The organism is Cytobacillus oceanisediminis (assembly GCF_007830235.1).
GTDB classification, from domain to species: domain Bacteria; phylum Bacillota; class Bacilli; order Bacillales; family Cytobacillaceae; genus Cytobacillus; species Cytobacillus oceanisediminis.
In genome coordinates this window covers 84,959-97,136 of sequence record NZ_VLKI01000005.1, presented here as the reverse complement: position 1 = coordinate 97,136, position 12,178 = coordinate 84,959, and the positions used below count along the sequence as shown (strand labels likewise).

General features: G+C 42.7%; 13 protein-coding genes and 1 other annotated feature. All 13 genes read right to left on the bottom strand.

Translation table 11 applies throughout. The annotated features are described in order from the left end of the window. Window positions 1-218 precede the first annotated feature (218 nt). Entirely contained in the window at window positions 219-1,523 is a 1,305-nt protein-coding gene (locus IQ19_RS10790; RefSeq protein ID WP_144542431.1) for a solute carrier family 23 protein, read from the bottom strand. A 140-nt stretch (window positions 1,524-1,663) separates the two neighbouring features. Then, on the bottom strand, window positions 1,664-2,206 hold the full coding sequence (pyrR, locus tag IQ19_RS10785) for a bifunctional pyr operon transcriptional regulator/uracil phosphoribosyltransferase PyrR (RefSeq protein ID WP_110065756.1): 543 nt from the start codon (window positions 2,204-2,206) through the stop codon (window positions 1,664-1,666). A gap of 267 nt (window positions 2,207-2,473) precedes the next feature. Beyond that, window positions 2,474-3,385: an RluA family pseudouridine synthase gene (locus IQ19_RS10780; RefSeq protein ID WP_144542430.1), complete on the bottom strand. Its 912-nt coding sequence runs from the start codon at window positions 3,383-3,385 to the stop codon at window positions 2,474-2,476. Then, window positions 3,357-3,851 carry a signal peptidase II gene (gene lspA / locus IQ19_RS10775; RefSeq protein WP_144542429.1) on the bottom strand — a complete coding sequence of 165 codons (495 nt, stop codon included), beginning with the start codon at window positions 3,849-3,851 and terminating at the stop codon, window positions 3,357-3,359. The genes IQ19_RS10780 and lspA overlap by 29 nt, the downstream gene beginning before the upstream one ends. Before the next feature lie 79 nt (window positions 3,852-3,930). After that, a complete protein-coding gene (locus IQ19_RS10770; protein ID WP_144542428.1) occupies window positions 3,931-4,218 on the bottom strand; it encodes a hypothetical protein in 288 nt (95 codons plus the stop codon). A 304-nt stretch (window positions 4,219-4,522) separates the two neighbouring features. Next, a complete protein-coding gene (gene ileS / locus IQ19_RS10765; RefSeq protein ID WP_144542427.1) occupies window positions 4,523-7,294 on the bottom strand; it encodes an isoleucine--tRNA ligase in 2,772 nt (923 codons plus the stop codon). Between the two features lie 242 nt (window positions 7,295-7,536). Continuing rightward, window positions 7,537-7,799 (bottom strand) — a binding site (T-box leader). A gap of 50 nt (window positions 7,800-7,849) precedes the next feature. Next, window positions 7,850-8,368, bottom strand: a complete 519-nt coding sequence (locus IQ19_RS10760) for a DivIVA domain-containing protein (protein ID WP_110065760.1) — start codon at window positions 8,366-8,368, stop codon at window positions 7,850-7,852. A gap of 137 nt (window positions 8,369-8,505) precedes the next feature. Further along, on the bottom strand, window positions 8,506-9,279 hold the full coding sequence (locus IQ19_RS10755) for a YlmH family RNA-binding protein (protein WP_144542426.1): 774 nt from the start codon (window positions 9,277-9,279) through the stop codon (window positions 8,506-8,508). A gap of 311 nt (window positions 9,280-9,590) precedes the next feature. After that, window positions 9,591-9,854, bottom strand: coding sequence for a YggT family protein (locus tag IQ19_RS10750; protein WP_144542425.1), 264 nt, complete (start codon window positions 9,852-9,854; stop codon window positions 9,591-9,593). Between the two features lie 6 nt (window positions 9,855-9,860). After that, window positions 9,861-10,307, bottom strand: coding sequence for a cell division protein SepF (locus IQ19_RS10745; RefSeq protein ID WP_144542424.1), 447 nt, complete (start codon window positions 10,305-10,307; stop codon window positions 9,861-9,863). A 1-nt stretch (window position 10,308) separates the two neighbouring features. After that, window positions 10,309-10,998 carry a YggS family pyridoxal phosphate-dependent enzyme gene (locus IQ19_RS10740; protein WP_144542423.1) on the bottom strand — a complete coding sequence of 230 codons (690 nt, stop codon included), beginning with the start codon at window positions 10,996-10,998 and terminating at the stop codon, window positions 10,309-10,311. Between the two features lie 6 nt (window positions 10,999-11,004). Further along, the gene (pgeF, locus tag IQ19_RS10735; RefSeq protein ID WP_144542422.1) at window positions 11,005-11,826 is read right to left on the bottom strand and encodes a peptidoglycan editing factor PgeF; all 822 of its coding nucleotides are present in this window, start codon (window positions 11,824-11,826) and stop codon (window positions 11,005-11,007) included. Between the two features lie 70 nt (window positions 11,827-11,896). Continuing rightward, entirely contained in the window at window positions 11,897-12,166 is a 270-nt protein-coding gene (locus IQ19_RS10730; RefSeq protein ID WP_144542421.1) for a YlmC/YmxH family sporulation protein, read from the bottom strand. Between the last annotated feature and the right edge of the window lie 12 nt (window positions 12,167-12,178).

Genomic DNA, 12,178 nt, shown 5'->3' with positions numbered 1-12,178 from the left:
GCGAATGCATTTTCGAGGATCTCGCGCCTTCCGCCCCAATCAACACAGTGCTAATAATCAACAATTAGCTTTGAAACAGTTTTCCCTAAAAAAGCACCCTGCCAATTTGGTCAGGGTGCTGGAAAGTTGAGGCCATCTGGCATTTGGGTACACTGATCCCGCTTAGCCAAATTGACGCCAACACCCTTTTAAGTCTCTCTGGACCTAGTTAAAAAGTGTTATGCTACATTAGTTTTTTTTTCGTTTTCACTTTCAAAAATATCTTCCTTAGCTTCTTCTCTGCCTGGAAGAATCAGATTTAGGAGGACGCCGCTGATCGCAGCCAGAGCCATTCCTTCAAGTTTAAATTCCCAGATTTCAATATGCGCTCCGCCAATTCCCAGTACAAGGATGACTGATGCGATAACCAGGTTGCGGTTGTTTCCGAAGTCCACTTTGCTGTCAACAAGCATTCTTAAACCGGAGGATGCGATGATACCGAACAGCAGGATGGATACTCCGCCCATTACTGGTGTAGGAATGGAGCTGATTATGGCTGTAACCTTACCGATGAATCCGAAGATAATCGCAATGACTGCGGCACCTGCCAGTACATAGACACTGTAGATTTTAGTGATGGCCAATACGCCGATGTTTTCACCGTAAGTCGTTTTTGGCGGTCCTCCGATTAATGCTGAGATCATAGTTCCTGTTCCGTCTGCAAGAATGGAACGGTGCAATCCAGGTTCCTTAATATAATCTTTTCCGACTACTTTTCCAAGTACAAGCTGATGGCCGATATGCTCTGAGATCGTTACTACTGCTACCGGAATCATTAGAAGTGCCAAATCAAGCGTTACCCTTACTTCATAATCTGCGAAAGGAAACAAGAACTCAGGCATTTCAAACCAGGCTGCCTGCTGAACTAATGAGAAGTCGATGATACCCATTGCCAGTGCGTAAACATATCCAATTATGATTCCTGCCAGTATTGGCACCATGCTGAGCATGCCCTTTGCATAGATGGAGAAGATGATTGTAGCTGCCAGCGTTACAAGCGCTACCGAGAAATGCAGCATGCTGTATTCACCTGTTTCAGGGTTATTCATTGCCATGCCGACAGCTGTGCCTGCAAGTGCTAGCCCGATTACGATGATGACTGGGCCTACTACAATTGGCGGAAGCAGGTTCATGATCCAGCGATAGCCTGCTTTTTTAATGATTAATGCAACAGCTCCGTATACAAGGCCTGCCATGAAGCTTCCGATCATGGCTGCGCCCGGGCCGCCGGCTGCTTTTGCAGCGATGATTGGAGCGATAAAAGCGAAAGATGAGCCGAGGTATGCCGGTACCTGCCATTTTGTGATGATTAGAAAGGCAATGGTTGCAAGTCCGCTGGAAATCAAGGCAATCGCAGGGTTTAACCCGACCAAGTATGGTACTAAAATGGTTGCTCCGAACATTGCGAATAAGTGCTGTAAGCTTAATGTCAGCCAGTGGGCCGGTGATGGGACGTCTTTTATGTCTAAAATGGGTTTGTTCATTCTAATCTCTCCTCTTTGTTTTATTAAAAAACCCTCTTTGCTATTGAGGCGCAAAGAGGGTACAAGAGGGCAGCAAAAGACAGACGCTTCTGCTGGGTTCCCCTTTGTCAGCCTCTCTGGACTGCATTTAAAAGGACTATTTATTTTTCGTATATGCTTACTTGGTCGTTTTCATCTACTTCCTTCAGCTTGACAACGATTTTCTCAGAGCTTGAAGTCGGTATGTTTTTCCCTACATAATCAGCTCTGATCGGCAGCTCTCTATGGCCCCGGTCAACCAGGACTGCAAGCTGAATTTGTGACGGCCGCCCGATGTCAATCAGGGCATCAAGAGCAGCTCTAACCGTTCTTCCTGTATAAAGGACATCATCCACCAGGATAACCTTTTGATCATTAATATCCTTTTGGATATCAGAACCTTTCACAAGAGGCTCCTGATTCTCAGTTTTTTTAGTAAGGTCATCTCTGTATAAAGTAATATCGAGCTCGCCAACAGCGATTTTTGCTCCTTCAATCTGTTCGATCCGTTCCGCTAAGCGGTTTGCCAGGTAAATCCCCCTGGTCCGGATGCCAATCAGAATGCAATTCTCGATTCCTTTGTTTTTCTCAATGATTTCATGGGCAATCCTTGTCAGTGCTCTCCTGATTGCTTGTTCATCCAGGACGATTGCTTTTTGCTGCATTCTGCTCACCTCTTTTATTAACTCTGCCTGAGCTTGTCTGTTGATTTCCTTTTCAGTCGCTCCAATCAACAAGATGTCAAATGAACTTATCATAATTTTATAATAAAAAACCCTCTCACCGATACGGCGAGAGGGTAAACGAAGTCGTTTGCTGCAGAATGAGGGTACTGTATCCCCTATTCTAATCCGTTTCCTTCCCAGCCTCACGGGACTGTTTTTAAAGGACTTATTCAACTATAGTCATCTTATAGCACATATGGACAGTTGTCAACGATTATTTGCAAGATTATCGATGAGCTCTTGAAAATAAGAAGGAAGCGGCGCCTCAAATTCCAGATACTCACCCGTCCTTGGATGGTCAAATCCCAGAACTCCTGCGTGAAGGGCTTGTCCTCCCAGATCAAGTGTCTTCTTAGGCCCGTATTTAGGATCTCCCGCCAGGGGATAGCCGATATATTTCATATGCACACGGATTTGATGGGTTCTGCCTGTTTCCAGCTGGCATTCAACAAGCGTGAAATCCTTAAAGCGTTCGAGGACATGAAAATGAGTGACTGCATGTTTCCCGTTATCCACCACTGTCATACTCTGGCGGTCCTTAGGGTCGCGGGCGATCGGTGCATCAACCGTTCCATAATCATGGGGAATAACTCCATGGACAATAGCGCGGTATTTACGTGTAACAGTTTTTTTCATAAGCTGGTTAACAAGGCTTTCATGAGCCAAATCATTTTTGGCGACCATTAGAAGTCCTGAAGTATCTTTATCAATACGATGAACGATTCCCGGTCTCATAACACCATTTATCCCCGACAGATCTTTGCAATGGGCCATCAGGCCGTTTACAAGGGTGCCGGTTCCATGCCCAGCTGCAGGATGGACGACCATTCCTTTAGGTTTATTTACAACAAGGACATCCTGATCCTCATAATAAATATCCAAATTCATTTCTTCAGGGACAACATCCAATTCTTCGGGTTCAGGTATAGTGATCTCAATCTGGTCATTTACCGTGGATTTATAATTTGTTTTCGGCTTTTGTCCATTTACAAGAACATTGCCATCCTTAATCCATTGCTGAACCTGGGTTCTTGACCACTCTGCATTCAGCGTGGATAATACTTTATCTATTCTTTCTCCTGCCTGTTCTTCAGGAATGATGTGTTCCATTTTCTCCATAAGTTTTCTCCTTCTTTGCTTCTCTCTCTTCAAGCAGCATTTGGATCATCAGCATACCTACTCCAATCACCAATGCCGAGTCAGCAATATTGAAAACGGGGAAGTCGTAGCCAAAAATATAGGTGTTGATAAAATCGACAACTTCTTTCCGATATACCCTGTCAATAAAGTTTCCAATCGCTCCGCCCAGCATTAATCCCAAAGAGATCCCCAGAAGCATTTTACCTTTAGCGGCTTTTTGAATGTAATAAATAATTCCAATTATGACAATGACGGTTATCACGTAGAAAAACCACATTTGACCCTGCAGGATGCCCCAGGCAGCGCCACGGTTGCGGTGCGATGTAATATAGAGAAAGTCTTCAATAACCTTAACACTTTCTCCCAATTCGAAGTTCTTTACAATCAGCCATTTTGTCAGCTGGTCAAGAGCAATCACAAACAAAGCAATTATGTAATAAAACACAAAGGCAACCCCCATATCTCATATCATTACCTTTGCATTTTAGCACAAACTGAATAAAAAACACAGCACACGCTCAAACTCAATGGTAGATTGATTTTCGGTAATACTTCCCGAGTTTGCTGCAATCCTCCATCGTTTTTAAAGTGGGCACCATTTCCAGCAAATCTGGTGGGAGCAGCTCACCGGAAATTTCACATTTCCCATAATCACCATTTTCAATTTTTATAAGCGTCTGCTCAATGTCGTGCAGCTCTTCTAATAAAATTGGCTTAATTAAAGAGGAACTATTGCCTTCCATTAGCCTTTCCAATATTTCCTGTCTTGTATTACGGAGTTCTGAATAGAGCCCTTCTGCTTTTGCATCCATGCCTTTTCCTCCGTTCTATTGGTGTTTCCTTTATTATTTCTCGGAGGCTATTTCAGACACGGGCAAACTTTTAGCAAACGGCACAACATTTAACGAAGGTGGAATTATTTATTAAAACCCTTGGAACAATTCTCTAGGTATTATTTTTTTAGAAATTTGTCTTTCCATTTATAAACCCTCCTTTCGTTCCTTTCTCGGGCCTAAGGCAAAGTTAGGCACGCCTTCAACTCTCTAAATGCAAATCCGGAATGATACATACCCATAAATAAAAGCAGTCCCCTAAAAACAGGGGACTGCTCCATTATTAAGCCAAATGGCTATAATTATTTTTTACAACATCAGCACAGCGAGGGCAAAGTGTGTCGTAGCCCTCTGTCTGGCCCACTTCTGGTGTTACTGTCCAGCAGCGCTCGCAAGTTTCGCCTTCTGCTTTGGTAACAACAATTGCAGTGTTTTCAAATTTCATGGCGTTTTCAGGAGCATCTCCCAGGCTTCCTGCTACTTCAAACCCTGAAACGATAAAGAGCTGCTGAAGGTTTTCCTGGATAGAATCCAAAAGGTTTTTAGCATGATCGTTAACATAAAGAGTGACTTTTGCTGTCAGCGATTTGCCGATAACCTTTTCATTGCGCGCTTCTTCCAATGCCTTTAAAACATCATCGCGAAGCTTCATAAATGCCGTCCATTTTTCTTCAAGCTGCTTGGCACTTGGAAGCTCTTGATATTCCGGCATATCAGTTAATTGTACACTCTCTTCTTCCACATTTGGGATAAAGCTCCAAACTTCATCTGCTGTATGGGAAAGAATTGGTGCTACAAGTTTTGTAAGAGCAATCAAGCTCTCATAAAGTACTGTTTGGATCGCGCGGCGCTCTGCATTATCTTTTGCTTCAATGTAAAGAACATCTTTTGCAAAATCAAGATAGAACGCACTTAGATCCAATGTACAGAAATTATTGACTGCGTGGTAGATGCCGGCAAATTCATAGCGGTCATAAGACTCACGTACGCTCTTAATCAATTTATTAAGCTTTACAAGCATGAACTGATCAACTTCGCGCAGGTTTTCAAATGAAACGGAATCGGAAGCCGGGTTAAAGTCAGCAAGATTTCCAAGCAAGAAACGGAAAGTGTTGCGGATCTTCCGGTAGACTTCAGCAACCTGTTTCAGGATTGCATCGGAAACACGGACATCCGCCTGGTAATCAACGGACGCAACCCACAAACGAAGGATGTCAGCACCAAGCTGGTTCATAACTTTGGCTGGTACGACAACATTACCGATTGACTTACTCATTTTTCTGCCTTCTCCGTCCAGGGTAAAACCATGACTTAGGACACCTTTATAAGGAGCTTTTCCTGTAACAGCTACTGCAGTGGATAACGAGGAATTGAACCAACCACGGTACTGGTCGGATCCCTCGAGGTATAAGTCTGCAGGACGCTGCAAATCATCGCGTTCTAAAAGAACCGCCTGGTGGGAGGAACCGGAATCAAACCAAACGTCCATGATATCCGTTTCTTTTGTAAATTGGCCGTTCGGGCTGCCAGGGTGAGTAAACCCTTCAGGAAGCAATTCCTTCGCTTCTTTTTCAAACCAAATATTTGAACCATTTTCACGGAAAAGATTTGATACATGTTCAATTGTCTCATCTGTAATAATTTCTTCTCCACTTTCTGCATAAAAGACAGGAATTGGCACACCCCACACACGCTGGCGGGAAATACACCAATCTCCGCGGTCGCGGACCATGTTGAACAGTCTCGTTTCACCCCATGCAGGATACCAATTAGTTTCCTTAACAGCTTCTAAAAGCTCATTGCGGAAATCCTTAATGGATGCAAACCATTGTGCAGTGGCACGGAAAATAACCGGCTTTTTGGTTCTCCAGTCATGAGGATAAGAGTGAGTAATGAATGTTAGCTTTAACAAAGCGCCAACTTCATCAAGCTTTTCCGTAATTGGTTTGTTGGCAGCATCATAGAACAAGCCCTCAAATCCAGGTGCTTCATTTGTCATGTTACCTTTATCATCTACCGGGCATAATACGTCCAATCCATATTTCATACCAACATGGAAATCGTCTTCCCCATGGCCAGGAGCCGTGTGAACACAGCCAGTACCTGCATCTGTAGTTACATGCTCGCCCAGCATAACAAGGGAGTCACGCCCATAAAGAGGATGCTTAGCAATTACATGCTCAAGCTCGCTTCCTTTAATTGTTTTAACAACATTATGGTCTTCCCATTCGAACTCTTTTGCTACTGACGACAATAAATCTTCAGCAACAAGATATTTTTGGCCGCTTGCTTCAGCTACAGCATAATTAAGCTCCGGATGAACAGAAATTCCAAGGTTGGCAGGAATCGTCCAAGGAGTTGTTGTCCAAATGATGATTTGCGTATCGTTATCCAAAACGTTCTTTCCGTCTTTTACTTTAAATCCAACATAGATCGATGGTGAACGTTTATCTTTATATTCAATTTCGGCTTCAGCCAATGCAGATTCAGATGACGGAGACCAATAAACAGGCTTTTTGCCTTTGTAAATATAGCCCTTTTTAGCCATTTCTCCAAACACTTTAATTTGCTGCGCCTCGTATTCAGGCTTCAAAGTGATATATGGGTTCTCCCAATCACCTCTTACCCCCAAACGCTTAAATTGTCCTCGCTGACTGTCAATTTGCTCATAAGCGTACTCTTCGCAAAGTTTGCGGAATTCCGCAACACTCATTTCTTTCCTCTTTACCCCTTTATTTGTCAAAGCCTGCTCAATCGGCAAACCATGTGTGTCCCATCCGGGAACATATGGGGCATTGTATCCCGTCATAGACTTGGAACGGACGATGAAATCCTTAAGGATTTTGTTCAGGGCATGGCCGATATGAATATCGCCATTTGCATATGGAGGGCCATCGTGCAGCACAAACATCGGACGGCCTTTAGTGCGTTCCTGTACCTTTTCATAAATATTCATTTCTTCCCATTTTGCCTGAACCTCAGGTTCGCGCTTTGGAAGATTGCCGCGCATCGGGAATTCTGTATTCGGCATTAATAAACTATCTTTGTAATCCATTCCATTTCCTCCTGTATAAAGTGAAACTTCAATCAGTGGGGGGCTTTATCCCCACTGATTGTTAGTTGAACCAATCGGGCCTTTATGGGCAGTTGCACTCCCGCTTATCCACCTTCCATTCCTTCGAGTCTTGAAGCGGGAGTCCTACTGCCCGTTAGACTGCGACAAACTCATTAAATACCATGATTGCCAAAGTGAGAGCAGATAAATCAACGGAAAACACAAAAAACCCTCTCATCCCAAAAAGGGACGAGAAGGTTTTATTCTCCCGCGGTACCACCCTTGTAGACGGAATTACTCAATTCCATCCGCTCAAAGCATTCTTAACGTGAATGATTCGCCTTGGCCTACTCGTTCTAAAGAATGTTCGGCAAGGAACTCAAGGGTGATTTTCCAATTCTCTGCTTATCCCCGGGCTTCCACCGTCCCCGGCTCGCTAACAGAGTGCACATGCACTTCTGCACTTAAGCTAAAAAAACTGTACTGTCCCTCTCATCGTTCATAAACATGGTATTTACTTTGTTTTAAAATTATATGCGATATCTCCGGCTTTCGTCAAGCCAGTGATTCTTCCTCTTCTTTTAATGATTTTAGGTCTGTAGAGTCAAGCTTATACTCCATTAAATGATCCCAATCATCATTGTTCAGCATATCAAGCTGTGCTTCAACTAGCATTTTGAAACGGGTTCTGAATACTTTGGATTGTTTCTTCAAGTCTTCGATATCCAAAGCTATTTTTCTGGCTTTTGATAACGACTCATTAACAATCCGGTCAGCATTCTTTTCCGCTTCTTTAATGATCAGCTTTGCTTCCTTATGGGCATTGCGCTTAACTTCTTCTGCAGCTTCCTGTGCCACCACAATGGATTTATTCAAAGTCTCTTCAATTGTGGTAAAGTGGCCAATGCGATCGTTAACTTCATTAAGCTTCTCTTCAAGCTCCTTTTTCTCCCTAATCAGGATTTCATAATCTTTAATGATTTGGTCGAGGAACTCATTTACTTCATCTTCATCATATCCGCGGAATCCTTTGCTGAATTCCTTGTTATGAATATCTAACGGTGTTAATGGCATAGGTGCCACCTCCCAGGTCTGTTGTTCTTATGTAAAAATTTGTCTGAGCCTGCTGGTTCTTTTTCATTATAACAGACTCCGCTATCTTTTGATTTATTTATTCGACAGGTTGCTTCAATTTCCTGCATTATTTTAAATTATTTTTGCCTTCCGGCGATAATTCTCCATTTTTCCTTCTTGGTTTTCCCTTCAATCCCCATGATTTTGGAACGCCCTTGTCCCCTGACTGAAATCATATCTCCTTCTTTGCATTCAAAGGAGGGGTTTTCAATTAATGTCCAATTGACTTTAACCATTCCCTGCTGGATAAAAAGCTGGGATTTTTGCCTGGAGATATTGTATACGGCTGAAATGACTGTATCAAGCCTTAAGGAGGTTGATGTGACAGAACATTCCCGCCATTCCTCACTGGTTTGAATCGATTCAGCAAAGGGCAGCTTGCTAAGAGTTACAGAAGCTCTGCCGATTGACTCCAGCTGAAGGCGAATATAGTCCTCAACTTCTTCAGAAACAAAGAATTGGATCCTGTCGTCTTCGAAAAGAATATCCCCGAATTTCCCTCGCTTCAATCCAAGGGACATCAGGCTGCCTAAAACCTGGCGATGTTCGAGTGTAATAAACTTTTTTGGATATTCAACTTCAAATAAGCAAATCTGAAAATCATCCTTATCACTTTCGTAATAATCAGGGAATATAAGAGCCCTTTTCCTCTCTGCGTTAGGTATACCTCCAAATAAATCCCACTGTATCCCTGAATGCTGGCCTATTATGCTTTTAAGAATATGCTGCTCCCTCGGATCAAGAAAATCGGTGAGCTTTGGAGCGTATGTATTTTCCACCTGATCCTTCCAATTGAGGACCTGGTCAATAACCTCTTTTTCTTCCGGACGGAAGTGCTGATAGATGCTCATTTAAATCAAAGCCTCCTTTTTACAAAGGCTGTGTTAAATTGGCCTGTTGATTTCCGCTCAAGAAGCTCAGCGAACAGAGGGCGGTCCGACGCTCCTCGACGCATTCGCGCCTGCGGGGTCTCCCGCGACACGCTTCTCCCGCAGGACATTGAATAAGCTTCCACGAATAAACACCGCACGAAGAAAATGCGTTAGCAATTTCGAGGATCTCGTGCCTTCCGCTCCAACCAACAGGGTGCTAAAATCAACATTGAGCATTAACACAGCCTTTACAAAATAAAAAAGGGCCTTATAAGCCCCCTTTTTTATGCTTAAGCAATCCATTGATACAACTGGTGCAATCCTCCAGTAGCAAAACGCAGGACCAAAATGGCAACGATTGGTGAAATATCAATCATGCCAAGCGGAGGAATGATCTTACGGAATGGTTCAAGATATGGTTCGCAAATTCTGGCAAGAAACTGGCCAAAAGCTGACTCTCTCGCATTCGGAAACCAGGACAGCAGAATATAAATGATTAATGCCCATGAATAATAATAAATTGCTTGTGATAAGATTCCAAATAAAAATTCCATTAAGTGTTACCACCTCGTACTTTCGAATTCTTGTTCCTTCATCAATTGAGAGATGCTTCCCGAAACTTCAACGTTATCAGGCGTGCATAAGAAAATATCTGTCCCGACCTTTTGAATATCTCCGCCGATGGCATAAACTGTTCCGCTTAAAAAATCAACGATCCGTTTGGCCTGATCCTTATCAATTCTTTGCAAGTTCACCACAACGGCCCTTCTATTTTTTAGCTGATCAGCAATATCCTGTGCTTCCGCATACACACGGGGTTCAACAAGGACTACTTTAGAAGATTTCTGCACACTTTGCAGGCTGACAATATTTTGCTTTTGAACTGGCTGCTGCTGTTTCTGCACCTGCTTTACCGGTTCTCTTTCTTCTTCGATGATTTCCTCTTCCTTATAGTCATATTCATCATCCAGGAAGAAAAATGTTTTAAATTTTGATTTTATACTCATTTTATTGAACCTCCTGATCCTTTTCGCCTACTAAAGCAGTTCCAATTCTCACCATGGTAGACCCTTCTTCAATGGCGATGGCAAAATCGTTGGACATGCCCATTGAAAGCTCAGTGCATGGAGCAAAATCGTAATTAAGATCTCTCACCTCTGCTTGAATGTCCTTCAGCTTCCGGAAACAGGAACGCAGCAAATCTTCATCGGAAGTGAACGGCGCCATCGTCATAAGACCGATAATGTTCAGGTTCTTATACTCTGCCATGCTTGAAATGAATTCAGCCACATCTTCAGGATTAATTCCCTGTTTGGACTCTTCCCCAGAAACATTGACCTGAACAAAACAATTTATTTTTTTTGCTGCCCGCTTATCAATTTCCTTTGCAAGGGAAATCCGGTCCAGTGAATGGATAAAATCAACCTTATCAATAATGCTTTTTACCTTTCGGGTTTGAAGTGTACCGATAAAGTGCCAGGTCGGCTTGTCCTTTAAAACTTCCCACTTAGCAAGGAGTCCATCATCTCTGTTTTCACCTAAATGATCAATCCCGGTCTCAAGGGCTTCCTGGGCCCTTTCTGCTGAAACATATTTGGTAACCGCAATAACTGTTATATCCTCAGGATTACGGTCCACTTTTTCGCACGCTTTCAGAATGGCAGACTTTATTTGCTTTAAATTCTCTTCAACTTTCATTTAGCTTCAGACTTCCTCCTTCCATCCGATAAAGCTCATCATTCTTCCTGTTCTCCCTTTATCTCTTCGATGGGAGAAGAAATAGTCCTGATGGCAGCTTGTACAATATTCCGTAATCGTAATATTAGCTTCTAAAATACCAGCACTCAAAAGAATTTGCTTATTCAGCTCTTTCAAGTCTAGATGGTACTGATTGTCATTAATTAAATTATATGGCTTTATCTCGACATCTTCTAGTATTTTTTGCACTTTTGAAATGACACGATCATCAACAATGTAACAATTCTTGCAAATGGACGGCCCGATTACCGCTCGAACCTCACCTAAATCGATTCCTTCATTGCTGTAAAACTTGGCCATTTCTCTGCCAATTCCCCCGACTGTACCCTTCCAGCCTGCATGGGCAATACCTATTGCTCCAGTTTTTTCGTGCAAAAAATAAAGCGGCACACAATCTGCATAACAGAGAGTTAATAGCACATCCTTATCATATGTAAAAAACCCGTCAGTGCCTGGAAAAGAATCCTCATATACAAGCGCGCCCTTTCCCTGGTCATCCTTGGATATCTTTTGGATTCTTACTTCATGTGATTGTTCCGCACCAACCCATTTATCTGGAGAAAAACCAAGCAAGCCAGCCACATGCTTGCGATTTTGGCTGACCGCTTCATAGCTGTCATTCACATGCAGCCCTACATTAAGAGCATTAAACTCATTTTGGCTGCAGCCTCCAATCTTGGTGGTGAATCCTGCTGTTATATTAGGAAAACGATCTGTCCATTCTTTTATCACAAAATACTCTTTATTTCTAAGAGAAAATGGTTCCATACTTTTAACCCCATCTTATTTTTCTATAGTTTACCATACAGTTAGCCCCGTTTACAGCTATAACCGATCTTTACGCCTGTTCCTCGATATATTTCAGCTCATGTGTGTCTTTATAGCGAACCAATATGACATCTTCGCCGATTTTCAATATGTTTTTCCACGGAATGACAATGTCCTCATCCTTGCCGAAAAAGCCTAATACTTTTCCTGCTCCACCTATGACAACTGCTTCGATTTTGCCAGTGTTTATATTGATGTCAATATCCCCTATATTCCCAAGCTTTCTGCCATCCGCAACATTTACAACATCCTTCATCTGAAATTCAGATATTTTCACCATCGAGACTTCACT

What these genes read in the sequence shown, in the direction of transcription:
- pyrR (WP_110065756.1), bottom strand. Translation starts at nt 2,206, where the DNA reads ATGCAGCAAAAAGCAATCGTCCTGGATGAACAAGCAATCAGGAGAGCA.
- IQ19_RS10755 (WP_144542426.1), bottom strand. Translation starts at nt 9,279, where the DNA reads ATGAGCATCTATCAGCACTTCCGTCCGGAAGAAAAAGAGGTTATTGAC.
- IQ19_RS10780 (WP_144542430.1), bottom strand. Translation starts at nt 3,385, where the DNA reads ATGGAGAAAATGGAACACATCATTCCTGAAGAACAGGCAGGAGAAAGA.
- IQ19_RS10740 (WP_144542423.1), bottom strand. Translation starts at nt 10,998, where the DNA reads ATGAAAGTTGAAGAGAATTTAAAGCAAATAAAGTCTGCCATTCTGAAA.
- IQ19_RS10790 (WP_144542431.1), bottom strand. Translation starts at nt 1,523, where the DNA reads ATGAACAAACCCATTTTAGACATAAAAGACGTCCCATCACCGGCCCAC.
- ileS (WP_144542427.1), bottom strand. Translation starts at nt 7,294, where the DNA reads ATGGATTACAAAGATAGTTTATTAATGCCGAATACAGAATTCCCGATG.
- pgeF (WP_144542422.1), bottom strand. Translation starts at nt 11,826, where the DNA reads ATGGAACCATTTTCTCTTAGAAATAAAGAGTATTTTGTGATAAAAGAA.
- IQ19_RS10745 (WP_144542424.1), bottom strand. Translation starts at nt 10,307, where the DNA reads ATGAGTATAAAATCAAAATTTAAAACATTTTTCTTCCTGGATGATGAA.
- IQ19_RS10750 (WP_144542425.1), bottom strand. Translation starts at nt 9,854, where the DNA reads ATGGAATTTTTATTTGGAATCTTATCACAAGCAATTTATTATTATTCA.
- IQ19_RS10760 (WP_110065760.1), bottom strand. Translation starts at nt 8,368, where the DNA reads ATGCCATTAACACCGTTAGATATTCATAACAAGGAATTCAGCAAAGGA.
- IQ19_RS10730 (WP_144542421.1), bottom strand. Translation starts at nt 12,166, where the DNA reads ATGGTGAAAATATCTGAATTTCAGATGAAGGATGTTGTAAATGTTGCG.
- IQ19_RS10770 (WP_144542428.1), bottom strand. Translation starts at nt 4,218, where the DNA reads ATGGATGCAAAAGCAGAAGGGCTCTATTCAGAACTCCGTAATACAAGA.